This is a genomic window from Actinosynnema mirum DSM 43827, assembly GCF_000023245.1.
GTDB classification, from domain to species: Bacteria; Actinomycetota; Actinomycetes; order Mycobacteriales; family Pseudonocardiaceae; genus Actinosynnema; species Actinosynnema mirum.
The window spans coordinates 7105487-7129978 of record NC_013093.1 but is presented as its reverse complement, the minus strand read 5'-3'; the positions used below and the strand labels follow the sequence as shown (position 1 = coordinate 7129978).

Here is a 24492-nt window from a genome sequence, read left to right as displayed (position 1 = left end):
CTCCACCTCGTCCCACCTCATCGGGGGTACGCTCGACCGCCCCCCGCGTTCCGCGCGACGCGGGGGGTACTGCGCTAACCGGTGATCGCTAGCCCGCGAACCTGCGCTGCACGGCGACGATGTGCGCCGTCGCCCGCCAGGGTTCGAGCTTCACGTAGTTGGCCTGACCCCAGTCCCACGTCTCGCCGGTGACCTCGTCGTGCGCGATGAGGCGCTCGTGCCAGTCGATGCCGAGAGCGGGCAGGTCGAGCCGGATGGTCCCCTCCTGCGACCCGTTCGGGTCGAGGCTGACCACCACGACGATCGTGTCACCGGTGGCCGGGTCCTGCTTGGAGTAGGCGATCAGGGCCGGGTTGTCGACTTCGTGGAAGCGCAGCGTCCGCATCTGGCGCAGCGCCGGGTGCGCCCGCCTGATGCCGTTCAGCTTGCGCAGCCATGGTTCCAGCGAGCGGCCCTCGGCCACCGCCGCCGCGTAGTCGCGCGGCCGGAGCTGGAACTTCTCCGTGTTCAGGTACTCCTCGCTGCCCGGCTTGAGCGCCTGGTGCTCGAACAGCTCGTAGCCGGAGTACACCCCCCAGGTCGGCGACAGCGTGGCGGCCAGCGCCGCGCGCAGCGCGAACGTGCCGGGGCCGCCGTGCTGGAGCGACTCGTGGAGGATGTCCGGGGTGTTGACGAACAGGTTCGGCCTGGCCTCGTCCCAGTGCGCGAGGTGGTCCAGCGCGAACTCGGTCAGCTCCTCCTTCGAGGTGCGCCAGGTGAAGTAGGTGTACGACTGGGTGAACCCGAGCTTGGCCAGCCCGTACAGCCGCGCCGGGCGGGTGAACGCCTCGGCCAGGAACAGCACGTCCGGGTGCCGGTCCTTCACGGTCCAGATCAGCCACGCCCAGAAGTCCGGAGGCTTGGTGTGCGGGTTGTCGACCCGGAAGACCTTCACCCCCAGGTCGACCCAGTGCAGCACGACCCGGAGCACCTCGTTGTAGATGCCCTGCGGGTCGTTGTCGAAGTTGACCGGGTAGATGTCCTGGTACTTCTTCGGCGGGTTCTCCGCGTACGCGATCGTGCCGTCCGGGCGGGTGGTGAACCACTCCGGGTGCTTGAGCACCCACGGGTGGTCCGGCGCGGCCTGGAGCGCGAGGTCGAGCGCGACCTCCATGTCCAGCTCGGCGGCGCGCTTCACGAACGCCGCGAAGTCGGCCTCCGTGCCCAGCTCCGGGTGGATCGCGTCGTGCCCGCCCTCGTCCGAGCCGATCGCCCACGGCGAGCCGCAGTCGTCCTCGGTCGCGGTCAGCGTGTTGTTGGGGCCCTTGCGGTTGACCCGGCCGATCGGGTGGATCGGCGGCAGGTACACCACGTCGAAGCCCATCGCGGCCACCCGGTCCAGCTCGCGCGCGGCGGTCACGAACGTGCCGTGCACGGGGACGCCGGACTCGTCGACGCCGCCGGTGGAGCGGGGGAAGAACTCGTACCAGGAGCCGAACGCGGCCCGCTCCCGGTCCACCCAGACGCGGTGCTGCTTGCCCTTGGTGACCAGCTCCCGCACCGGGTGCTCGTGCATGACCCGCCGCACGTCGGCGGCCAGCGCCGGGGCGACCCGCTCGGTCAGCGGCCTGCCCTCGTCGCGCAGCGCGGCGGCGGCGTTGGACAGCAGCGGCTTCTCGCGGCGCCGGTCCGGCCTGCGGGAGACCCGGTCGAGCAGCCGCGCGCCGGTCTCCAGGTCGTTCGCCAGCTCGTCGGCGCCCTGCCCCGCGGCGACCTTGACCTCCACCGCGTGCAGCCAGGTCGACCACGGGTCGCTCCAGGCGTCGACGCGGAAGGTCCAGGCCCCGGTGGTGTCGGGCGCGATCACGGCCGCCCAGCGGTCCAGGCCGATCCCCTCGGGGGACATCCTGGTCTGCCTGGCGACGCGGTCCTCGGGACCGCGCCACACGACGGTGGCCGCCACGGCGTCGTGGCCCTCGCGCCACACCGTGGCCCGGACCGGGACGTGCTCGCCGACCACGGCCTTCGCCGGGTAGCGCCCGCAGCTCACCGCTGGGGAGACGTCGTCGACACCGAGTCGTCCGCTCATCGGCAGCGCCCCTCTCGCCTTGATGTGACGCGCCCCCGCACTGCGCGGCAGTGCGGGACCACGAACCGCCGCACCGTGGCCCCGTGCTGCGGCTCAGCTGGTGTGGCTCTTCCGTCTGGGCCGTGCCCCGCCAAGTCTGCACTCCTCGAACAGGGCGCTCATCACCGGGACTCCTGTGCATTACTACCCGGTGCGGATCGATCACACACTCGGCGATCGGGTGCATCTCGTGATCCTCGCCTCAGTCTCGCTGTTCCGGGTGGCCGCCGGATCACGGCGGGGTGAACGGCGTCCTTCATCCGCGCGTCGCCGGGGCCGCGACCGGGTTCCCGCCCCGTCCACAGTGGAGGCGGGGCGATCACCGCACCGGTGCGGTGATCGCCGGGGCGGGCCCTCGGCGGGCGAGGTCGTTGCGGTGTCAAGCGTTCCGGCGCGCGCACCTGGCGTTTCGGCGCGGCGCTCCGGGGTGCTTCGGCGGCCGATCCGTCCGGGGGCGCCCCGCGGGGCGGGTCGCGTCCGGGCGCGGTCCGCCCCGACGGGGGAGCGCCGTTCGGTCGGACGGTCGAGCACCGGGGGTGTCCGGTCCACTGTGGATCCTCCCGTCGTCGGGGCGCGGCCGGGTGACCGTCCTCTTGGGACGGACCGGCGCGCCGGGTCGCCGCCGGAGCCCGCGCCACCCGGACGACCGACCCCGTGCGGGGGGCCGACCCGGCCGGTGCTCGGCGGAGCGCGACCCACCCGGGGGGTCTGGTCCGTTCGGGCGAAAGCCCTTCCGGGGGCGGCGGTGACCGCCCGTTTGCGGAAAGCCCGCCGGGGAGGCGTCACCGCTGGTAGCGCTGGATCGTTCACTGCATCGGTTCGGGTGACCATTGCCCGACACCGCTGGATGGGGGATAAGGTCCGACGCCATGCGAGCACTACGCCGGTTCACCGTCCGAGCCAGCCTCCCCGAGCCGCTGTCGGCGCTCGGCACCCTCGCCACCAACCTGCGCTGGACCTGGCACCAGCCCACGCAGGACCTCCTCGCCTCGGTCGATCCCGTGCTCTGGGCCGAGAGCGGCGACCCGCTGCGCGTCCTGTCCACGGCTTCGCCCGATCGGCTGGAATCGCTCAGCCGGGACGAGGAGTTCCTCGGTCGCCTGCGCGCCGCCGCGGGCGACCTCGACCGCTACCTCACCGACGACCGCTGGTTCCAGCGCAGGCGCGCCGAGCAGGGTGACGGCGCCCCGCTGCCGTCCGCCATCGGCTACTTCTCCATGGAGTTCGGCGTCACCGAGGCGCTGCCCAACTACTCCGGCGGCCTCGGCGTGCTGGCGGGCGACCACCTCAAGGCCGCCTCCGACCTGGGCGTCCCGCTCATCGCCGTCGGCCTGCTCTACCACTCCGGCTACTTCCGGCAGTCGCTGTCCCTGGACGGCTGGCAGGTCGAGCACTACCCGGTGCTCGACCCGCGCGCGCTGCCGCTGGAGCTGGTCACCGAGCGCTCCGGCGCGCCCGTGCTGGTCCACGTGACCATGCCCGGCGGCCGGGTGCTGCGCGCCAAGGTGTGGAAGGCGCAGGTCGGCCGGGTGCCGCTGCTGCTGCTCGACTCCGACGTCGAGGACAACGACGAGGACCTGCGCGGCGTCACCGACCGCCTCTACGGCGGCGACCAGGACCACCGCATCCGCCAGGAGATCCTCGCGGGCATCGGCGGCGTGCGCGCCGTGCGGGCGTTCTGCGAGGCCACCGGCCACGCCGGTCCCGAGGTGTTCCACACCAACGAGGGCCACGCCGGGTTCCTGGGCCTGGAGCGCATCCGCGAGCTGGTCACCGGCGACGGGCTGGACTTCGACCAGGCCCTCGCCGCCGTCCGCGCGGGCACCGTCTTCACCACGCACACCCCGGTGCCCGCGGGCATCGACCGGTTCCCCGTCGACCTCGTGCAGCACTACTTCGGCGACGAGGAGCTGCTGCCGGGCGTGAGCACCCAGCGGGTCCTCGCGCTGGGCGCCGAGGAGAACCCCGGCCTGTTCAACATGGCCCACATGGGCCTGCGGCTGGCGCAGCGCGCCAACGGCGTCTCCAAGCTGCACGGCACGGTCAGCCGGGACATGTTCCGCGGCCTGTGGCCGGGCTTCGACACCGCCGAGGTGCCCATCGGCTCCGTCACCAACGGCGTGCACGGCCCCACCTGGGCGGACGCCCGGATGAGCGCCGTGGTCGAGGGCGCGGAGATCTCCGACGAGGAGCTGTGGGAGCTGCGCGGGCACCTGCGCGGCAAGCTCGTCGACGAGGTGCGGCGGCGCACCAGGGCGTCGTGGTTGCAGCGCGGGGCGTCCGCGCTGGAGCTGGGCTGGACCGACGACGTGTTCGACCCGGACGTGCTCACCGTCGGCTTCGCCCGGCGGGTGCCCACGTACAAGCGGCTCACCCTCATGCTGCGCGACCCCGAACGCCTGCGCTCGATGCTGCTGCACCCGGAGCGGCCGGTGCAGCTGGTCGTGGCGGGCAAGTCGCACCCGGCCGACGACGGCGGCAAGGCGCTCATCCAGCAGATCGTGCGGTTCGCCGACGACGCGGGCGTGCGCCACCGCATCGTGTTCCTGCCGGACTACGACATGTCGATGGCCCGGTTCCTCTACTGGGGTTGCGACGTCTGGCTGAACAACCCGATGCGCCCGCTGGAGGCGTGCGGCACGTCCGGCATGAAGTCGGCGCTCAACGGCGGCCTGAACCTGTCGATCCGCGACGGCTGGTGGGACGAGCTGTACGACGGGTCCAACGGGTGGGCCATCCCCACCGCCGACGGCGTCGGCGACCCGACCCGGCGCGACGACCTGGAGGCGACGGCGCTCTACGAGCTGCTGGGCAACCAGGTGGCCCCGCTGTTCTACGACCGGACCGACGGGGCGCCGCGCGGGTGGCTGGCGATGGTCAGGCACACCCTGGCCTCGCTCGGGCCGTCGGTGCAGGCGTCCCGGATGGTGCGGGAGTACGTGGAGGAGCTGTACGCGCCCGCCGCCGGGTCGGCCGAGGCCGTGGTCGGCGACGGGTACCGGGGCGCGAAGGAGCTGTCGGCGTACCGGCAGCGGCTGCGGTCCTCGTGGGCGCGGGTGCGGGTGCTCGACTCGGAGATCCGGCTGGGCGAGGGCACCCCGGTGCTGGGCGCGCCGGTGTCGGTGCGGGCGCGGGTCGACCTGGCCGGGCTGGAGCCGGGCGAGGTGGACGTGCAGGCCGTGCTGGGGCGGGTCGGCGACGGCGACGAGCTGGTCGACGCGGTGACCACCCCGATGCGGCACGTGGGCGGCGAGGACTACGAGGTCGACCTGACCCTGCCGCACGCGGGTGGCGTCGGGTACACGGTCCGGGTGCTGCCCAAGCACGAGCTGCTGGCCTCGCGGGCCGAGCTGGGGCGTGTGGTGCTGGCGGGGTGACCGCCGGGTTCCGCCGCGACGCGGTGACCGCTGGGACGCGGTGACCGCTGGGACGCGGTGACCGCTGGGACGCGGTGAAGGGCGGGTGCCGGACCTCCGGCGCCCGCCCTTCTGCCGCTCGGGGGTCAGGCGATGTTCAGCCGGGCCGAGGTCTCCGCGACCCTGGGCGACCAGCCCGCCAGCTGCTCGGCCTCGGCGAGCGCCTCGCGGGCGGCGGCGTTGTCGCCCGCCGCCATGTGCGCCCTGGCCACCGAGGCGAGCGCGTCGGCGCGGGAGAGCGAGCTCTCGCTCACCTCGGCCGCCTGGCGGGCCATCTGCAGCGCGGTCTCGACGTCGCCGGTGATCAGGGACAGCTGGGCGACGACGCCGCTGCACCGGTAGGACGGGAAGCCGAGCTGGATCGCGCCGTCGAGCGCCCGCTGCGCCGCGCCCAGCCCGACCTCGGCGGGCAGCATCCCGGCCTCCACGGCGTTCGCGGTGGTGCTGGCCATCTCGGCCATCAGGAACGCCATGTCGCGCTGGTTCAGGTCGGGGCGGCCGACCAGCCCGCTGACCAGCTTCAACGCCTCCGCGTGCTTGCCGCGCAGGGTGAGCACGCCGGTCTTGGAGCCGACCGCGACCAGCAGGTCGGGGTGCGCGGCCACCAGCTCGTCGGCGATGCGCTCGGCCTCGTCCAGGTCGCCGGACTCCAGCGCGGTCACCGCCCGGTTGACGGCGGGGGTGGCCTCCAGCTCGGCCAGCGGCCTGCCGGACAGCCGGGGCAGGGCGAACAGGAACCAGCCCATCGAGGTCAGGCCCGCGCCCCGGCGGGGGACCAGCGCGTTGACCAGCACGGCCGTGCCCGCGACGGCGAACCCGCGCGCGAGCGGGTTCGAGGCGGCGAACCAGGCGGCGGTGACGGCGGCGGCGGTGAGCAGGACGGCGGTGAGGGCCGTGCCCCACAGGCGGGGGCGGACGGGCGACTTCACCGAGGTGAGGATGACCGTGAACAGCAGCGGGATGCTCCGCAGCACGACCCGGCGGCCCTCGCCGTTCCAGGTCTTGAGCTCGGAGCCGACGCCGATGGTCAGCTGGGAGACCCGGACGGACAGCGCCAGCGCGCCGAGCACCTGCCCGAGCACGAGCAGCGCCAGGCAGGCGAACGCGCCGAGCACCGCCCCCAGCAGGGCCAGGGGGTAACCGGACAGGCCCCAGAGCAGGAGCGTCAGGGGGACCAGGGCGGTCAGCAGCTTCCACACGGTGTGCGGACGCTACCCGCTCCCGGCGACATCGGTAACCCGAACGTGTGAGCGGTGGGGGAGCGGGCGGGGAATGGGCGGGGAACGGGGGGTTCGGGGGGCCGATCGGGCGGGGCGGTGGGCCGAAGGGGTGAGTGGCGGGGGCGGGTGGGGAGGTGGGTGGCGGCGCACTGCCGGAGGGGCGCGGGGGTGGGGGCGCGACCCGTCGGGCGCGGAGGCCGTGCGCGGGTGGTGGTGCGCGCGGTGTGCGGATGGAGGTGCGGGTGGCGGGTGGCGGGTGGTGGGCGCGGGGTCAGCGGACCGCGTCGGTGGGGCCGGGGCGCACGGGCAGGCCCGCCGCCGCGTAGCCCCGGAAGCCGCCCGCCAGGTCGGTGGCCAGGGGCAGGCCCAGCTCCCGCAGGTCGCGGGCGGCCAGCGAGGAGGCGTAGCCCTCGTTGCAGACGACCACCACGCGGGTCGCGGCGGTGAAGCCCGGCAGCCGGAACCCGCCGAACGGGTCGAGCCGCCACTCCAGCACGATCCGCTCCACCGGCACCGAACCGGGGATCTCGCCCTCGGCCGCCCGGTTGTGCTCGGGGCGGATGTCGACCACCAGCACGTCGGCGGCGCGCCCGGGGCCGCCGTCGGGCGCGTCACCGGACACGTCGTCGGGCGTGCCACCGGGCCCGTCACCGGGTTCGCCACCGCGCCCGCCGCCCAGCAGCTCGTGCAGGCGCTGCGGGGACAACCGGTCGAGACCCTCCCGCGCCCGCGCCAACCGCGCGTCCAGCGCGCCCGCGCCCGCCGAACCCGCGCCCGCCGGGTCCGCCACACCCGCCTCTGCCCTCCTCGCCTCTGCGCTCCTCGCTTCTGCGCTCCCTACCCCTGCGTCCTCCGGACGTGCGGTGTGCAGCTCGCTCTCGCTCACGGGCCCTCCAGGTCGGCCAGCTCGCGCAGCCGGTCCAGGGGGAGCCGGTGCGCGGGCAGGGGCGGGATGGTGGTCGGGATGTCCCACAGGCTGCGGTAGTCGCGGGTCGGGACCAGCGGGGGCGAGTAGGCGTGCACGCTCGACGCGTTCGCCTCCGAGGTGTTGCGCACCTGGTGCGCCCGGCCCGCGCCGAAGCCCAGCGCGGCGCCCGCCCGCCTGGTCGCGGTGCCGACCTGGCCGCCGGGGTGCCGGAAGTCCTCGTGCAGCTCGCCCTCCAGCACGGTGAACGAGCCCGCCGCGCCGCCGTGGTCGTGCGGCTCCGTGCCCTGGCCGGGCGCCCAGGACAGCAGCCACAGCTCGACGCCCTCGGTCAGGCCCAGGCGCGCCCACCAGCGCTGCGGGCGGGTGTACCGGACCAGGTCGGTCAGCTCGGCGCGGAAGCCCGACGCCACCGAGGTGGTCAGCTCGCGCAGCTGCGACGGGGTCCACAGGTCGCGGCCGGGGTGCAGCAGGGCCCGCAGGGGGTCCGCGTCGAACCGGGGGTGCAGGTCGGCGGCGGCCTCGCCGACAGGACTGGCAGGACGGGCGGGGCGGGCAGGACGGATCTGGGTCGTGGGCATGACGGCTCCTGGGTGCCACGTTCGGGAGTGCTGACGTGGGGGAGACGCGACGCTGGGACCCGCGGCGGCGCAGCGCGCGGGCGGGTGGCGGCGAGCCGATCGCTCAGCGGCCGGGAGCGCGTCGCGTCCCGCTACAGCCGCAGGAGGCGACCAGCAGCAGGTCGACCGTGCGGTCGCTCCAGAACAGGGCCACGGACGCATCGTCGCACGTCGCGGCGTTCCACGCGGCTGCTCCCACCAGTCAGGAAAACCTCCGCCGCCGAGGTACCGCCGTCCGTGGCCCGGCGTCCGGCCGCACCCGCTGGGCCCGCCGCCCCGCCCCACGAGACGGCGCCCGGCGGTACCGGACCGGCCCCGCGCCACCCCGGCGCCCCCGGACCGGCCCTCTACTCCGGCACCCGCAGCAGCACCAGCGACCGCCCCATCAGGGACATCGACGCCCCCGCCTTCAGCGCCTCACCGGCCGCCGCGGGCGCCCCGTCCGGCGTGCTGGAGTCCAGCGCCGGCTCGTACCGCGTCCCGTACTCCGCCGACGGCAGCCGCACGTCCACCGCGTCCGCCGCCGCGTTCACCAGCAGCAGCCACGAGTCGTCCGACACCAGCTCGCCGTCCCTGGTGCGTGACAGGCTCGTCGACCCGTCGATCCACATCCCCAGGAACCGCCTGCCCTCGTCGAACCAGTCGGTCTCCGCCATCTCCTCGCCGTCGGCCCGGAACCACACCAGGTCCGGCTCGCCGTGCCGCCGCCCCTCGAAGAACTCCGGCTGCCGCAGCGCCGGGCTGTCCGCCCGCAGCGAGATCACCCGCCGGGTGAACGCCGTCATCGCGTCGACCTCGGGCGTGGGCGCCCAGTCCACCCAGGACGTCTCGTCGTCCAGGCAGTAGGCGTTGTTGTTCCCGCCCTGCGTGCGCCACAGCTCGTCGCCCGCCGTCAGCATCGGCGTCCCGGTGGACAGCAGCAGCACCGCCAGCAGGTTCCTGGCCTGCCGCGCCCGCAGCGCCAGCACCGCAGGGTTGTCGGTCTCGCCCTCGACGCCGCAGTTCCACGACCGGTTGTCGTCGGTGCCGTCGCGGTTGTCCTCGCCGTTGGCCTCGTTGTGCTTGTGGTTGTACGAGACCAGGTCGCGCAGGGTGAACCCGTCGTGCGCGGTCACGAAGTTGATCGACTGCCAGGGCCGCCGCAGGTCGTCGGCGTACAGGTCGGAGGACCCGGACAGCCGGTAGGCCAGGTCGCGCACCCCGGTCGACCCGCGCCAGAAGTCCCGCACGGTGTCCCGGTACCGCCCGTTCCACTCCGCCCACTGCACCCCGAAGTCGCCGACCCGGTAGCCGTCGCCGGTGGCGTCCCACGGCTCGGCGATCAGCTTGCAGGTGGACAGCACCGGGTCCGAGGTGATCGCGGTCAGCATCGCCGACGACCGGTCGAACCAGCCGCCGCCGGGCCTGCCGAGCGTGGACGCCAGGTCGAACCGGAACCCGTCCACGCCCATCTCGGTGGTCCAGTACCGCAGCGAGTCGGTGACCATCCGCACCACCTGCGGCGACCCGGCCTCCAGGGTGTTGCCGCAGCCGGTGATGTCGAGCGTGCTGCCGCCGTCGGTGTGCAGGTAGTAGCCGGGCGCGTCGTACCCCCGGTAGGACAGCGTCGGGCCGTCCGGGCCGCCCTCGCAGGTGTGGTTGAACACCACGTCCATGATCACTTCGATGCCGACCGCGTGCAGCGCCGCGACCATCGTGCGGAACTCCTCGACCTCCTCGCCGGGTACCGACGCGTAGTCCGGGTGCGGCGCGAAGTACGACAGCGGCGTGTACCCCCAGTAGTTGCGCCTGCCCGCGCGGGTGAGGCCCTGCTCATCGATGAACGCGTGCACCGGCAGCAGCTCCACCGACGTCACGCCCAACCGCACCAGGTGCTCCACGGCCGCCGGGTGGGCGAGCCCCAGGTAGGTGCCGCGCAGCTTCGGCGGGACGTCCGGGTGCAGCTTCGTGAACCCGCGCACGTGCAGCTCGTACAGCACCGCCTCCTCGAACGGCACCTCAGGCTTCACGCCCGTGTCCGGCCCGCCGGGCGAGGCCACCACGGACAGCGGCGCGGACCCCAGCGAGTCCACCGCGGACGGCGGCCCGAGCATCGGGTCGCCCGTGTAGCCGAGCACCGCGTCCAGGTCGGTCACCTTGCCGGTGATCCGCCGCGCGTACGGGTCCACGAGCAGCTTCGCCGGGTTGCAGCGCAGGCCCCGCGACGGGTCGTACGGGCCGTGCACCCGGTACCCGTAGCGCTGACCGGGGGTGACGCCGGGGATCAGGCCGTGCCAGACGCCGAACGTCCGCTCGGTCAGCTCCACCCTGCGCTCCGACCCGTCCTCGTCGACCAGGCACACCTCGACGGCGTGCGCCGGGGGCGCGGACACGGCGAAGCGGACCCCGCCCGCCTCCGGGTGGGCCCCCAGGGGGAACGGGCGGCCCGCGAGCACGATGGGTTCGGCAGCCATGCGTCGATGGTCGCAGGATTTGATCGTTTCGGCTGGGCCGGGACTGCGGCGGACCGCGCTCGCGCGGGCACGATCAGCCACTTCGCCGGTGATCCCGGTCACCGCCACCCGGATGGGCTCACCCCGCTGTTCGGCGCGCGGCCCGCTTTCCCCGAGAATGGGGGTGGCGTTGGTGTCTGGCGAGGCGGGGCGGCGTGGAGAACGAGGATCTGGTCATCGACATGCGGGGCGTGTCGGTCCGGCGCGGGCAGGCCACTCTGGTCGGCGGCGTCGAGTGGGGCGTCGAGCTGGACGAGCGCTGGGTGGTGCTCGGCCCGAACGGGGCGGGCAAGACCACCCTGCTCCGGCTGGCCAGCGCCGAGGTGCACCCCAGCGAGGGCGAGCTGACGGTGCTGGGCGAGCGGATCGGGCGCACCGACGTGTTCGAGCTGCGCACCCGCATCGGCCTGTGCACGAACGCGCTCATGGGGCGCGTCCCGCGCGACGAGAAGGCCGTCGACGTGGTGGTCAGCGCCGGGTACGCGATCATGGGCCGCTGGCGCGAGCACTACGACCGGCTGGACACCGGGCGGGCCCGCGAGCTGCTGGGCACCCTGGGCGTCGAGCACCTGGCCGAGCGCGAGTTCGGCACCCTGTCCGACGGCGAGCGCAAGCGCGTGCTCATCGCCAGGGCGCTCATGACCGACCCGGAGCTGCTGCTGCTGGACGAGCCCGCGTCCGGGCTCGACCTCGGCGCCCGCGAGGACCTGGTCGCCCGGCTGTCCGAGCTGGCGCTCGACCCGGACGCGCCGGCGAGCGTGCTGGTCACGCACCACGTCGAGGAGATCCCGCCGGGCTTCACGCACGCGCTGCTGCTGCGCGAGGGCGCGATCGTCGCGCAGGGCCTGCTGGACGACGTGCTCACCGAGGACAACCTGGCGAAGACCTTCGACCAGCCGCTGGAGCTCCAGCGCGCGGGCGACCGCTACTTCGCCCGGCGCAAGGCCGGTGCCGCCGAAGCGGGGGCTACCGAGTAGTAGCGTCGTGCTCGCGGTTCGGGCCCGGCAGGCACGCGCGTGCCTCGGGCGGCCCCCGCGCGCCCGCGCGCCCCGGTCCCACCCGGCGGCGCGGCGCCCGAGCGAGGTCGAGGAGGACCTGTGGCTGAGTTCGCACGGCTCGAAGTCTCCGACGGGATCGGAACCATCCGGCTCGACCGGCCGCCGATGAACGCCCTCAACCGGCAGGTCCAGGAGGAGATCAGGGCCGCCGCCACCGAGGCGTCCGCGCGGGCCGACGTGCGCGCGGTGGTCGTCTACGGCGGTCCGAAGGTGTTCGCGGCGGGCGCGGACATCAAGGAGATGGCCGACCTGTCCTACGCCGAGATGGCCGAGCGCGCCGCCGGGTTCAGCTCGGCGCTGCGGGCCGTCGAGGAGATCCCGAAGCCGACCGTCGCGGCCATCACCGGCTACGCGCTCGGCGGCGGGTTCGAGCTGGCGCTGTGCGCGGACCGGCGGATCGCGGGCGACAACGCCAAGGTCGGGCAGCCCGAGATCCTGCTCGGCGTCATCCCCGGCATGGGCGGCACGCAGCGGCTGCCCCGGCTGATCGGGCCGTCCCGCGCCAAGGACCTGATCTACACCGGCCGGTTCGTCGGCGCCGAGGAGGCGCTGCGCATCGGCATGGTCGACGAGGTGGTGGCCCCGGACGACGTGCACGCCGCCGCGCTGCGGTGGGCCGGGCAGTTCACGGCCGGGCCCGCGCGGGCCTACGCCGCCGCCAAGGCCGCGATCGACGGCGGGCTGGACACCGACCTCGGCAGCGGGCTCCGGCTGGAGACCCAGCTGTTCGCGGCGATGTTCGCCACCGAGGACCAGAAGACCGGCATGAGGTCGTTCATCGAGAACGGGCCCGGAAAGGCGAAGTTCAGTGGCAAGTGACCCCACGACCGGCACCCCCGGCGTCGAGGCCCCCCAGACCGACCCGAAGCCGCACCCGCACGCCACCGAGGACGAGGTGAAGGCCGCCTACGGCGACCCCAAGCTCGCCAACGTGCTGTACCACGACTGGGAGGCGGGGACCTACGACGAGAAGTGGTCCATCTCCTACGACGAGCGCTGCATCACCTACGCCGTCGACCGGTTCCGCGCCGTCTCCGGCGGCGAGGGCCCGTACGGGCACGCGCTGGAGCTGGGCTGCGGCACCGGGTTCTTCCTGCTGAACCTCATGCAGGGCGGGGTGATCGAGAAGGGCTCGGTGACGGACCTGTCGCCCGGCATGGTCGAGGTGGCGCTGCGCAACGCGCGGAACCTCGGGCTGGACGTGGACGGGCGGGTCGCCGACGCCGAGCGCATCCCGTACGACGACAACACGTTCGACCTCGTGGTCGGGCACGCGGTGCTGCACCACATCCCGGACATCCCCGCCGCGATGCGCGAGGTGCTGCGGGTGCTCAAGCCCGGCGGGCGGTTCGTGTTCGCGGGCGACCCCACGAACATCGGCAACTTCTACGCGCGCAAGCTCGGGCAGCTCACCTGGTGGGCCACCACGAACCTGACCAAGGCCGTTCCGGTGCTCAGCGACTGGCGGCGCCCGCAGGAGGAGCTCGACGAGTCCTCGCGCGCGGCGGCGCTGGAGGCCGTGGTGGACCTGCACACGTTCGACCCCGGCGAGCTGGAGGGGGTCGCGCGGGAGGCCGGGGCCGAGCAGGTCAAGGCGGTGACGGAGGAGCTGTCGGCCGCGCTGTTCGGGTGGCCGGTGCGCACCTTCGAGGCGGCCGTGCCCAGGGAGAAGCTCGGGTTCGGGTGGGCGATGTTCGCCTACCGGACGTGGCAGCGGCTGTCCTGGGTGGATGAGAACGTGCTGGCCAAGGTCCTGCCGCGCGAGGTGTTCTACAACGTGTCCGTGACGGGTCGCAAGGTCTAGTCGTGGGGTACGGCTTCAGCCTCGACGACGTGGCGTACCTGCGCTCCGACGCCGGGTGCGCCGCGCTGTCGGCGCTGTCCGGGCTGCCGCTGACCGACGCGTCGCGCTTCGCGGACGTGGCGGCGGCCCGGCGGGAGGCCGGGGGGTTCTTCGCGGCGGTGCTGGAAACGCTGCTGCTGCGGCGGAGAGCACCGTCCAAAGTGGACTTCGTGGACGGGCTGTACACCGACGACGCGCTCCAGCAGGCCACCGCGGCCCCGGTGGCGCGGCACCGGGCGTCCCGCTTCACCGGGCCGGTGCACGACCTGACCTGCTCGATCGGCGCGGAGCTGGCGTGGCTGCCCGAGGGGTCGATCGGCTCGGACCTTGACCCGGTGCGGCTGGCGATGGCCAGGCACAACCTCGGCCCGGACGTCGGCTTGGCGCTGGCGGACGCGCTGCGCCCGGCCTCGCGCGGCGTGCCGCTGCTGGCCGACCCGGCGCGGCGCGACTCGGCGGGGCGGCGCACCTGGCGCCCGTCGGACTTCCTGCCGCCGCTGGACGGGCTCGCGCAGGCGTGCGAGGGCCGCGACCTGGCGGTGAAGTGCGCGCCGGGCGTGGACTTCGCGGTCGCCCCGTGGGCCGACGAGGTCGAGGTGGTGTCGCTGGACGGGCAGGTGCGCGAGGCGTGCCTGTGGACGCGCGGGCTGGCCACGCCGGGCGTGCGGCGGCGGGCGACCGTGCTGCGCACCGGCGCCGAGCCGTGGACCCTGACCGACGCGGACCCGGACGACTGCCCGGTGGCGGAACCGGGCGAGTGGCTGGTGGACCCGGACGGCGCGGTCGTGCGGGCCGGGCTGGTGCGGCACTACGCGGCGCGCCACGGGTTGGCGCAGCTGGACGAGCACATCGCCTACCTGACGGGTCCCGTGCCGCCGCCGGGGGTGCGGGCGTTCCGGGTGGTGGAGCACGGGCGCTACAGCGAGAAGGCGCTGCGGTCGGTGCTGAAGGCGCACGACGTGGGGGTGCTGGAGATCCTGGTGCGGGGGTTGGACGTGGACCCCAACCCGTTGCGGCGCAAGCTGAAGCTGAGCGGGAGCGAGTCGATGGCGGTGGTGCTGACCAGGGTCGGGCGGAGCCCGGTGTACGTGCTGGCGCGGGCCGAGCGGACCTGAGGCGGGCGGTCCGGAGCCGGTCGGCTTCCGGACCACCCCCGGCTCACAATCCGCTCAGCCGCTCCGACAGCCACCCCCGCAGCCCGGCCACGTCGACGTCCACCGCCACGTCCACCCGTCCCGCGTCGCGCGCCTCCAGCCGCTCGTCCACCAGCAGCGACCCGCGCCCCGGCCCGTACCCGCAGTCCACCTCCACCGGCAGCCGCCGCGTGCCCAGCAGGCCCGGCCGGACCGCCTCGGCGACGGCCACCGCGTCGTGCAGCGCCATCCCGTCCCACCCCAGCAGCCCCCGGTACGCCTCCCGGTAGTCCGCCGTCAGGCCCACCAGCACCCGGCCGACCTCCGAGGCCGCGCCCACCGCGTCCAGCCACGGGCCGTCGACCGAGCAGCGCATCGTCAGGTCCATCGGCACCAGCGTCGTCGGCACGTCCTCCACCACCAGCACCCGCCGCGCCGCCTCCGGGTCGCACCAGGCGTTGAACTCCGCCCTCGGCGAGATGTTCCCCGCCCCGATCGCGCCGCCCATCACCACCAACCGCTCGATCTTCGGCTTCAGCGACGGGTGCGCGGCCAGCAGCAGGGCGACGTTCGTCAGCGGGCCCACGGCGGCGATCACCACCGGGCGGTCGGACGCGCCGAGCAGATCGGCCAGCAGCGCGACCGCGTCCCTGGGGTCCGGCGCGCCCGCCGGGGGCAGCGTGCCCGCGAAGCCGGACAGGCCGTCCGAGCCGTGCGCGCTCGACAGCGACGGCTGGGCGTGCACCAGCGGGCGGTCCGCGCCCGCGGCCACCGGGACGTCCGCGCGGCCGAGCAGGGCGAGCAGGCCGAGCGCGTTGCGGGTGGTGCGCTCCAGGCCGACGTTGCCGAAGGTCGTGGTCACGCCGACCAGGTCCACCTCGGGGCTCGCGGCGGCCAGCGCGAGCGCGAAGGCGTCGTCCACGCCGGGGTCCGTGTCGATGATGAGCGGAGTCGTCACGGCGGCCATCCTGGCGGGGCGCGGCGGTGGCGCGCGAGGGCGGGGTCCGCGCGCGGTTAGGGTTCCCGGATGACCAGCATGTGGGGCTCGTCCACGTGGTCGCGGTGGCGGGGCGCGCGCCGCGACCCCGCGCAGGCCCGCTTCCTCACCCTCGCCTCGCTGCGCTGGGTGCTGCGGCACCGCGCCTACACCCCGTGGTACCTGGTGCGGTACTGGCGGCTGCTGAGGTTCCGCGTCGCCAACCCGCACGTGGTGCTGCGCGGCATGGTGTTCCTCGGCAAGAAGGTGGAGATCCACTGCAGGCCGGGGTTCGGGCGGCTGGAGATCGGGCGCTGGGTGCACATCGGCGACGGCAACGCCATCCGGTGCCACGAGGGGTCGCTGCGGATCGGCGACAAGGCGGTGTTCGGCAAGGACAACACGGTCAACTGCTACCTGGACGTGGAGATCGGGGCCGCCACCCTGGTCGCGGACTGGGTCTACGTCTGCGACTTCGACCACGTGACGAGCGACGTCACCCTGCCGATCAAGGACCAGGGGATCGTGAAGTCCCCGGTGCGGATCGGGCCGGACTGCTGGTTGGGCGCCAAGGTCACCGTCACGCGGGGGACGCGGATCGGGCGCGGGTGCGTGCTCGGGGCGCACGCGGTGGTGCGCGGGGACGTCCCGGACTACAAGATCGCCGTGGGCATCCCGGCGCGGGTGGTGCGGGACCGGCGCGCGGACTACGAGGCGGGCGCGGAGACGCGGGCCGCGGTGGCGGACATGGCGCGCAAGGCGCGCGAGGCGCTGGAGAAGTCGCGGGCGGACGAGTAGACCCGGTCGTCACCGGACGGGGAGGGGGTGATCGTGGTGGTCGAGTTGCCCGATGGCGCGGTGGTCACCGGTCGCGGCCTGCGCGGCGGGCCGCCCGAGGTCGAACCGGGGTACGGGCTGTACCTGGGCGGCGCGCGGCTGCGGGCGGCGCACGACGCGGCGCTGACGTGGCCGCACGAGTGGGTCGACTGGCCGGACTTCCTGCTGCCGCGCGACGGCGGCGCGGCGGCGCGGCTGATCCACGACCTGCACCGGCGGGCGCTGGCGGGCGAGGCGGTGGAGGTCGCGTGCGGTGGCGGGAACGGTCGCACGGGGACGGTGCTCGCGTGCCTGGCCGTGCTGTCCGGCGTGCCGCGCGGGGAGGCGGTGGCGTGGACTCGGGCGCACTACCGCAAGCACGCGGTGGAGACGCCGTGGCAGAAGCGGTGGGTGCTGCGGTTCCCGGTGAGTCCCGACCGGTGAACCGCATTCGGGGCGGAAGCGCTTCCACGCCGCACGATTGCGTTTCGCGGTTTTCCAGGGGGCGGTAGAACTGCTGCGTCGTGCCAGCACGACCGCGCTTTTTGGCGGTGCGGCGTGGAATTGCCGTGCTCGGAGCGGGAGCCCCGCGTCCGGTTGACCACGACAATATGATCCTGCTGGCAAAAAGCGCCCGTCGCCGCGCCCACCCCGGAGGAGCGGCGCCGCGAGACCCGGAGGGACCGCCGTGACGTTCGAGCGCGCGCTCGACGGCAGGACCGTCGACGACCTGGCCGCCGACCTCGCGGCCGTGCGGCGGCGGGTGTCGCGGGAGCGGGCTCGGCTGGTGCTGGCCTCGCGGGTGCTCTGGCGGGTCTCCGTGTGCGGGCTCGTGCTCGGGGCGGTCGGGCACCTCGGGGCCGCGCTGCACCTGCTCGGTTCCGGGGACGACGCGGTGGTCTGCGCGCTCGGCGTCGGCGTCGCGGCGCTGTTCGCCGTCGCGGCCTGGCGGCTCGGGCGCCGGGGCTGAACCACCCCGGCGCCGCCGGAAACCCGAAGTCCCCTACAGGAACACGTTCCCCGTCCCGATCTTCGGCCTGCCGAGCGCGCCGCGCTCGCGCACCACCGCCGCCCGGTACACCTCGACCGTCCCCTCCGCGATGGTCCCCCAGTCGAAGTCCGTCGCCAGCCGCGCCTTCGCCGCCTTCGCCCGCCGCCCCGCGGCGGCCCGGTCGTCCAGCACCGCGCACACCGCCCGCGCCAGCGCGTCCACGTCCCCCGGCGGGAACGACAGCCCGGTCTCCCCGTCCAGCACGACCTCGCCCAGCCCGCCCGCCGTCGACGCCACCAGCGGCGCTCCCGCAGCCGCCGCCTCCAGCGCCACGATCCCGAACGGCTCGTAGCGGCTGGGCAGCACGACCGCCGCCGCCGACGCGATCGCCGCCGCCAGCTCCCGGTCGGACAGGTGCCCGGCGAACTCCACCGCCCGCTTCACCTTCTGCTTGCGCGCCTGCTCGACCAGCCACTCGCGGTGCGTGCCCGTGCCCGCCACGACCAGCCGCGTGCCGGGGTGCCTGCGCCGCACCCGAGGCAGGGCGGCGATCAGGTCCTGCACGCCCTTCTCCCACTCCAGCCTGCCGAAGAACAGCAGCACCGGCGCCCCGTCCGGCGAGTGCCTGCCGCGCGCCGCCTCGACGTCCGCCGCGCGCACCCGCCACCGCTTCGGCTCGATCCCGTTGTGCAGCACGGTGATCCCGCCCGGCTCGACCTCGAACAGGTGCGCCACCTCGGCCCGCATCGCCGCCGAGCAGGTGATCAGCTCGTCCGCGCGGTTCGCCAGCCACCACTCCACCGAGTGCACCTGCTGGTTCAGCGTCTGCGACAGCCACCCGCTGTGCCGCCCGGCCTCGGTCGCGTGCACGGTCGCCACCAGCGGCGCCTGCGACGCCTCGGCCAGCGCGACCGCCGGGTGCGTCACCAGCCAGTCGTGCGCGTGCACCACGTCCGGCCGCCAGCCCTCGAGCAGCAGCGCCAGCCCCGCGCGGGTCATCGCGTGGCCCATCGCGAGCACCCACGCCACCAGGTCCCGCTCGAACACCAGGTGCGCCGGGTCCTCCGCGACCCGCACCACCCGCACCCCGCCGAGCACCACGTCCTCGGTCGGGTGGGTGACCGCGTCGGTGCCCTCGGGCTGCCTGCACAGCACCACGACCTCGTGCCCGGCCCTGACCAGCCGGTCGGCCAGCGCGTGCACGTGCCTGCCCAGCCCCCCGACGACCACCGGCGGGTACTCCCACGACAGCATCAGCACGCGCATCCGGCACCCTCGCATCCTGCGGCGACCCGCATCACAACACCCTCGCGGCCCACAACGCCCCTGCCGCACCACGAACCCCCGCGCGCGGACCGGAAAGCCCGCCGCCCCAAGGAATCCCACCACGAACCCACCGGCGGAACGCGCCCACCCGCGACCGCCGAGCCCTGAACCGCCGAGCCCCGAACCGCCGAGCCCTGAACCGCCGAGCCCCGCGCCCCCGCACCGCTCGGGCGCCGCGCGGTCACAGCGCCCTCGCGTCCAGGTGCCCGAACGGCCCGGACAGCGCCCGCAGCTCCGCCGCCCGCCCCCGCGCCCGGTCGACCCGCCCGAGGTCCGAACCCCCGCGCGCCGCCCGAATCTCGACCGCCAGCTCCCGGAACCGCTCCGCGTGCGCCTTCGCCCGGTACCGCGCGTAGTCCGCCGCGCTGTCCTTGGTCACCATGAACGCCCAGTCGCTCGACAGCGACAGCAGCGCCTCCCGCACCGCCTGGTCCGCGACCGGGTCCCGCACCGCCCCGCCCAGCTCCAGCCCCAGCAGCTCCCGCTGCAGCTCGGCGTTCGCGTGCACGAAGTCCGCCACCTGCGGCCCGCCCCAGGTGTTCCAGTCCTTGCCCGCGCCCCACGACGACGCCGGGACCTCCACCGACCCCACCACGTGCCCGGCCTCGACCGCGCCGCGCAGCGTCGTCACCCGCACCCCCGCCTCGGGCAGCGCGCGCAGCACCGACTCCAGCCACAGCGGCCCCTCGTGCCACCAGTGCCCGTACAGCTCGGTGTCGTACGCGGCGACCACCAGCGCCTCGCGCCCGTGCGCCGCCCTCAGCTCCCGCAGCCGCGCCACGACCGCGCCCACGAAGTCCTCGGTGTGCCCCCGCACCGCGGCCCGCGCGGCCTCCGGGTCGTACGGCCGCTTGTCCTGCGGGGCCACCTCGACCCCGGTCACCCGCGACGGCTTGAGCCCGCTGGCGTGGTCGTAGGTGTGGAAGTCCCGGTAGTCGGGGTGGCCGGGGTAGCCGACCCTCGGCGACCACACCCGGTACGACACCTCCAGGTCCCGCCCGAAGCACACCACGTCCGAGTCGCCGACCCGCCTGGCCGCCCACGTCTGGTTCCCGAGCGACGGCCCGTCCACCAGGAACCGCCGCACGCCCGCCGCCGCGTACCCGCGCTCCATGCCCGGCGCGTACCCGCACTCCGGGGCCCAGATCCCCGCTGGTCGCGAGCCGAGCCGCAGCGCGGTGTCCCGCAGCCCGGTCTCCAGCGCGAACGCCCTCAGCCGCTCGTCGAGCAGCGGCTGGAACGGGTGCGCGGCCGGTCCGCCGAGCAGCTCCACCACGCCCGAGTCGACCAGGGGGCGCAGCAGCGGGGAGAACCCGTGCCGCCACCGGCCCTCGAACCGCTCCAGCGCCACCGCGGACTCGCGGTGCTCGCGGGCTGCCAGCTCCGGCAGCCTCGGCGCGGCCCCGTGGGCGCGCAGCTGCCAGTTGCCCAGCCAGTCGTGGACGCCGCGCAGCGAGTACGGGTCGTCCAGCTGCGCGGCCAGCACCGGCGTGACGCCGAGGGTGAGCACGTCCCGCCTGCCCTCGGCGGCGAACCGCTCCAGCAGGTCCACCACCGGCAGGTACGAGTGCGCCCACGCCTGGTAGAGCCACTCCTCGCCGACCGGCCACGCCCCGTGGTGCGCGAGCCACGGCAGGTGGCTGTGCAGCACCAGGCAGAACGTGCCCTCGGCGCCGGTCACGGGCGGACCGCCACGGCCACCAGGTCCAGGCTGGCGTCCATCTCCTCGGGGGTGATCTCGAAGTCGTCGGCGGTCACGCCCGCGACGGCGGCCAGCAGGTCGGCGGGCCACGGGTTGTCGTCGACCACGACCGCGACCTGGGCGTCGATGATCGAGCCGCCGAACCGCTTGTCCAGCGCGCGCAACCGGGGGCCGTGCCGCAGGCCGGTCAGCTCCTCGACCTCGAACCCGGCGCCGGTGAGCAGGTCGGCCAGCTCGGCGGGGGCCAGCTCCCTGGTGTGGAACGGGTTCAGGGGGGTGTCGCGGCCGGGGGAGAAGGTGATCCGGTTGGGGGTGGTGACCAGCAGCCTCCCGCCGGGGCGCAGCACCCGCGCGCACTCGGCCAGGAAGCCCTCCTGGTCCCACAGGTGTTCGATCACCTGGAGGTTCGCCACCACGTCCACGCTCGCCGCGCGCAGCGGCAGGTCGGCGAGGTTGCCGCGCACCACGGTCAGACCGGGGTAGGCGCGGGCGGCGTGGGCGGCGGTCTGCGCGTCGTAGTCGAGCGCCACCACCCGGTCCGCGCGGTCGGCGATGAGCGCGGCGCCGTAGCCCTCGCCGCACCCGGCCTCCAGCACGACCGCTCCCGCGCAGTGCCGCAGCAGGGCTAGGTACGCCGCCTCATGCCGTCGGAACCAGTAGTTCTCTGCCTCGATGCCGGGCGCGGTCCGCTCGCCGGTGAGGGGAAGGGGCTCGACGGTCACCCGTCCAGGGTAGTTGGACGCGTGAGGGGCGTTACTCACCGGTAGAGCAGCGCTCTGCCGAACGGGTGTCACTAATCCGAGCGAAGGAAGTCGGACGTATTCACAGTCGCTTGGTCGAGGCGCTTTTTTCGGCGGCTACACGTTTGACACCATCGGGTGACCTGCGGGGCTGAACACTTGATCTTGTTGCTCTGCGTTTGCGCTGCAAACGCGGGTCGGCCGCGTCGGAACCCGCCCGTCGCGAGCCCTTTTCACGTGCTGGTTGGGCCGTCGGCGCGTGGCTATCCTCGGCGAATCTTCTTGGAGTCGAGCGGGGCGGGCGATGGTTCTTCGACAGCTGCGGGCCGACCCGCGCCACCACCGCCCGAGCCTCCGGGCGAGGGCCTGATGCGCGCTCGCGGGCTGCCGCTGACGCCGCTGCTCGTGGGTCTGGTCGTCGTCCCCGCCTCGCTCACCGGCCTCGGGTTCGCCTTCGCCGACGAGGAGATCACCGGGTCGCTGCCGTTCGCCCCGCCGCGCGAGCCCACCCCGCGGACCTCGGTCCACCCCCTCGCGGGGCCGCAGCCGCCGCGCTCCGGCCCGTCGCCGCAGGGCGCGCCGTTCGGGGCCGGTGGGAGCACCGGGGTGGGGCCTGGCGGGGTCGGGACCACTGGCGTCGGGCCTGACGGGTCCGGGTCGACCGGCGCTGGAACGACGGGCGCCGGGACCACCGGTGCCGGGACGCCCGGTGCGGTCCCGGTCGACCGCGCGGGCCCCGTGGCGCAGGCCCGGCGCGAGGTCGAGCGGGTGCTCGCGGAGCACTCGGTCACCGGCGTCGAGTTCGAACCGGGCGGCGTCGAGCACGCGGGACGTGGTGGCGCGGTGCTCGGGCTGCTCGGCGACGTGCTCGGCGGGGCGGGTGGGCTCGCGGTGACGCTGGTCGCCCACACCTGGCCGGGGGAGGCCCCGGAGGGGCAGTCGTCGGTGCTGGCGCTGCGCCGCGCGGAGGTCGTGCGGGCCGCGCTGGTCGAGCGGGGCGTGCCGGTGGAGTCGATCAGGACGCGCGTCGTCGCGGACCGGGCGCGCGAGGTCCCCGGCGGTGGACCGCAAGTCGACGTGCTCGTCGGGTAGTCGGGTAGGGAGTCCGGATGATGACCGGGGCGGTCGCTTTCGTGTTCGGCCTGTGCATGTTGTCGTTCGCCGCGGGCTGCGTGCTCACGGCGTGGATGCTCAGGCGCGCCGAGGACGTGGAGGAGGAACCCGCCGAGGCGGACGGCGACGGGCCGGTCGAGCGGGAGGGCGCGGCGCCGGAGGCCGGTGGGCGGGCGCGGGCGCACCCCCCGAGCTTCCCGCCGGACGACTTCGCGACCCGGCCGATCCACCGGAACCCGGTGGTCGGCGTCGTGGGGCGGTGGGGGAGCGGCGGGGAGGACCCGTGGTCGGACGGCGGCGTCGACGCGGCCGGACCGGGTGACGGCGGGAAGCCGGACGCGGCAGGCGGCGACCCGTGGCCGGACGACGGCGTTGACGGGGCGGGCGGGGGCGACCCGGCCGACGCCGAGCCGCGCGAGCGCCCGCCGACGACGCCGAAGCCGCTGATGCGCCTGGTGGACATCGCGGACCTGCTGGCGCGGGAGCGCCCGGAGCTGGTCGCCCAACCGGAACCGGCGGAGGTCGGCGCGGGCGGCGCGGCCCCGGTGGACGACCAGCCCGCCGACAAGGAGGACGCCTTCGCGTCCGAGGAGCCGGCCCCCGTGAGGCCGCAGGCGCGCGCGGGTGGCCTGCGCGTGGTGCCCCTGCACCTGCTGACCGATCCCGGCGCTTACACCGCGGAACGCGACGCGCGCGACGCCGAACGGGGCGCGGGTGACGCTGACCGGGGCGCTGCCGGACGGGATGCGGGCGCTGCCGGACGGGATGCGGGCGCCGAGAAGCGGGGCGCGGGTGACGCCGACCGGGTCGTGGGCTCCGGGGTGGAGCCCGAGGTCGCGGCCGAGGCGGGGTTCGCCGACGTGGACGAGCTGTCCCTGGAGGCCTCGTACCTGGTGTCCCGGCTGTCCGAGCTGGGCTGGGCGGAGGAGGTGGCGCGGGTCGTGGAGGAGGGGCGGGGCCGCACCCCGAGGGAACCGGTCGAGCTCACCGCGACCGCCCCCACGCCCGGCGACCGCCCGACGACCCAGCGCACGACAACCGACCGCGCGACGACCGACCGCGCGACGACCGACCGCGCGACGACCGAGCAGTCGGCCGCCGACCACCCCGTGGCCGACCACCCCGTGGCCGACCAGTTGGTGGCCGGGCGACTGACACCCGACCGTCCGGCGGCCGAGCGTCATGCGGTTGAGGACCCCGTGGCCGAGCAGCCTGCGCCCGCCGATCAGCCTTCGGCAAGCGATGCGTCGGATGCCCGGTCGGCCGCCGCGAATCCCTCGTCCGAGGCCGGTGCGCCGGGTGAAGAGGCAGCGCAGACCCCTGAGGCTGAGGCCGTTGGGTCCGAGGAGGCCGGGACCGGGACCGACTCCGCGGCAGCGGCAGGCGTCTCCGACGGGGTGCCGCGCGTGCCCGGTCCCCGGCGGGCCGGGCGGCCCGAGTGGGCCGAGGTGCCCGCGCCCAGGGACGAGGGGGCGTCCGGGGAGCTGGTCGCCGGGCCCGAGGTGGAGTCGCCCGGCGCCCAGGACCGGGGCGCCCCTCCCGTCCGGTCGGCGGAGGGGCTGGTCGCCGAGCCCGAGCCCGACCTGGTCGACGTGCTCGACCTGACCGACGACCCCGTCGACGCCGACGAGCCGGAGCCCTCGGCCGGGCGCGCCGCCGCCGGTCAGGGCCCGCGTCCCGCCGAGCCCGACCCGGTCGACGCCCTGGTCGAGCAGCGCCGGTCCGGCGACCTGGCGGACGTCGAGCCCGAGCTGGGCGTCGAGGTCGCGGGCGCTCGGGCGGACCAGGAGCAGGACCAGGGGCAGGGGCAGCCTGCGGACGGGCCCGCGCCCTCCCCGGTCAGCTCGGCCGAGGTGCCGCCGCAGGGCGGCACGGTCTCCGACGAGCCCGAGGAGCAGGTCCGCAGGCGCGGCTGAGGACACCGCCCCCGCGCACGCCGAAAGGGCCGCCCACCAGGGCGGCCCCTCGGGGTCTTGCCGCGAAGCCGGTCGTGCTCAGGAGGGCGGCGCCCACG

General features: G+C 75.0%; 20 protein-coding genes. 10 read left to right on the top strand and 10 right to left on the bottom strand.

What is annotated here, in order from left to right; all coding sequences use genetic code 11:
- Nucleotides 1-88: 88 nt before the first annotated feature.
- Nucleotides 89-2068, bottom strand: coding sequence for a maltotransferase domain-containing protein (locus AMIR_RS30095; protein ID WP_015804764.1), 1980 nt, complete (start codon nt 2066-2068; stop codon nt 89-91).
- Nucleotides 2069-2976: 908 nt separating this feature from the next.
- Between AMIR_RS30095 and glgP the strand changes: the two genes are divergently transcribed.
- Complete coding sequence (glgP, locus tag AMIR_RS30090) at nt 2977-5484, top strand: alpha-glucan family phosphorylase (RefSeq protein ID WP_015804763.1); 2508 nt, start codon at nt 2977-2979, stop codon at nt 5482-5484.
- 125 nt (nt 5485-5609) lie between these two features.
- Here the strand turns inward: glgP and AMIR_RS40750 are convergent, their stop codons facing one another.
- From AMIR_RS40750 to glgX, 5 genes are all read right to left on the bottom strand, one after another.
- Nucleotides 5610-6722, bottom strand: coding sequence for a hypothetical protein (locus AMIR_RS40750; RefSeq protein WP_015804762.1), 1113 nt, complete (start codon nt 6720-6722; stop codon nt 5610-5612).
- Between the two features lie 292 nt (nt 6723-7014).
- Nucleotides 7015-7365, bottom strand: coding sequence for a rhodanese-like domain-containing protein (locus AMIR_RS30080; protein WP_143761204.1), 351 nt, complete (start codon nt 7363-7365; stop codon nt 7015-7017).
- Between the two features lie 260 nt (nt 7366-7625).
- Nucleotides 7626-8249, bottom strand: coding sequence for a cysteine dioxygenase (locus tag AMIR_RS30075; RefSeq protein WP_015804760.1), 624 nt, complete (start codon nt 8247-8249; stop codon nt 7626-7628).
- Nucleotides 8250-8352: 103 nt separating this feature from the next.
- On the bottom strand, nt 8353-8487 hold the full coding sequence (locus AMIR_RS42955; RefSeq protein ID WP_276145700.1) for a hypothetical protein: 135 nt from the start codon (nt 8485-8487) through the stop codon (nt 8353-8355).
- A gap of 148 nt (nt 8488-8635) precedes the next feature.
- Nucleotides 8636-10741: a glycogen debranching protein GlgX gene (gene glgX / locus AMIR_RS30070; protein ID WP_015804759.1), complete on the bottom strand. Its 2106-nt coding sequence runs from the start codon at nt 10739-10741 to the stop codon at nt 8636-8638.
- Between the two features lie 221 nt (nt 10742-10962).
- On the opposite strand from glgX, the gene AMIR_RS30065 reads away from it, so the two are divergent.
- The 4 genes from AMIR_RS30065 (at nt 10963) to AMIR_RS30050 (ending at nt 14796) form a co-directional block, all read left to right on the top strand.
- Nucleotides 10963-11757 carry an ABC transporter ATP-binding protein gene (locus tag AMIR_RS30065; protein WP_084799280.1) on the top strand — a complete coding sequence of 265 codons (795 nt, stop codon included), beginning with the start codon at nt 10963-10965 and terminating at the stop codon, nt 11755-11757.
- Nucleotides 11758-11877: 120 nt separating this feature from the next.
- Nucleotides 11878-12657 (top strand): enoyl-CoA hydratase/isomerase family protein, encoded by a 780-nt coding sequence (locus AMIR_RS30060; protein WP_015804757.1) that lies wholly within the window; start codon nt 11878-11880, stop codon nt 12655-12657.
- Nucleotides 12647-13642, top strand: coding sequence for a class I SAM-dependent methyltransferase (locus AMIR_RS30055; protein WP_015804756.1), 996 nt, complete (start codon nt 12647-12649; stop codon nt 13640-13642). Before AMIR_RS30060 ends, AMIR_RS30055 begins: the two co-directional genes overlap by 11 nt.
- Nucleotides 13643-13644: 2 nt before the next feature.
- Nucleotides 13645-14796, top strand: a complete 1152-nt coding sequence (locus tag AMIR_RS30050) for a THUMP-like domain-containing protein (RefSeq protein WP_015804755.1) — start codon at nt 13645-13647, stop codon at nt 14794-14796.
- Between the two features lie 43 nt (nt 14797-14839).
- Here AMIR_RS30050 and AMIR_RS30045 read toward each other — a convergent pair whose 3' ends face one another.
- Nucleotides 14840-15772 (bottom strand): nucleoside hydrolase, encoded by a 933-nt coding sequence (locus AMIR_RS30045; RefSeq protein ID WP_015804754.1) that lies wholly within the window; start codon nt 15770-15772, stop codon nt 14840-14842.
- A gap of 69 nt (nt 15773-15841) precedes the next feature.
- Here AMIR_RS30045 and AMIR_RS30040 point away from each other — a divergent pair, with 69 nt between their 5' ends.
- The 3 genes from AMIR_RS30040 (at nt 15842) to AMIR_RS30030 (ending at nt 17576) form a co-directional block, all read left to right on the top strand.
- Entirely contained in the window at nt 15842-16588 is a 747-nt protein-coding gene (locus AMIR_RS30040) for an acyltransferase (RefSeq protein WP_015804753.1), read from the top strand.
- Between the two features lie 33 nt (nt 16589-16621).
- Entirely contained in the window at nt 16622-17050 is a 429-nt protein-coding gene (locus AMIR_RS30035) for a protein-tyrosine phosphatase family protein (protein ID WP_015804752.1), read from the top strand.
- 244 nt (nt 17051-17294) lie between these two features.
- Complete coding sequence (locus AMIR_RS30030) at nt 17295-17576, top strand: hypothetical protein (RefSeq protein ID WP_015804751.1); 282 nt, start codon at nt 17295-17297, stop codon at nt 17574-17576.
- Between the two features lie 33 nt (nt 17577-17609).
- Here AMIR_RS30030 and AMIR_RS30025 read toward each other — a convergent pair whose 3' ends face one another.
- The 3 genes from AMIR_RS30025 to AMIR_RS30015 form a co-directional block, all read right to left on the bottom strand.
- Complete coding sequence (locus AMIR_RS30025) at nt 17610-18863, bottom strand: glycosyltransferase family 4 protein (RefSeq protein WP_015804750.1); 1254 nt, start codon at nt 18861-18863, stop codon at nt 17610-17612.
- Between the two features lie 241 nt (nt 18864-19104).
- Nucleotides 19105-20604, bottom strand: a complete 1500-nt coding sequence (locus tag AMIR_RS30020) for a 1,4-alpha-glucan branching protein domain-containing protein (protein WP_015804749.1) — start codon at nt 20602-20604, stop codon at nt 19105-19107.
- A complete protein-coding gene (locus AMIR_RS30015; RefSeq protein WP_015804748.1) occupies nt 20601-21347 on the bottom strand; it encodes a class I SAM-dependent methyltransferase in 747 nt (248 codons plus the stop codon). Before AMIR_RS30015 ends, AMIR_RS30020 begins: the two co-directional genes overlap by 4 nt.
- 387 nt (nt 21348-21734) lie before the next feature.
- On the opposite strand from AMIR_RS30015, the gene AMIR_RS30010 reads away from it, so the two are divergent.
- Both AMIR_RS30010 and AMIR_RS30005 read left to right on the top strand, forming a co-directional pair.
- A complete protein-coding gene (locus AMIR_RS30010) occupies nt 21735-22457 on the top strand; it encodes an OmpA family protein (protein ID WP_015804747.1) in 723 nt (240 codons plus the stop codon).
- A 20-nt stretch (nt 22458-22477) separates the two neighbouring features.
- Nucleotides 22478-24394 (top strand): hypothetical protein, encoded by a 1917-nt coding sequence (locus tag AMIR_RS30005; RefSeq protein WP_143760955.1) that lies wholly within the window; start codon nt 22478-22480, stop codon nt 24392-24394.
- Nucleotides 24395-24492: the final 98 nt, after the last annotated feature.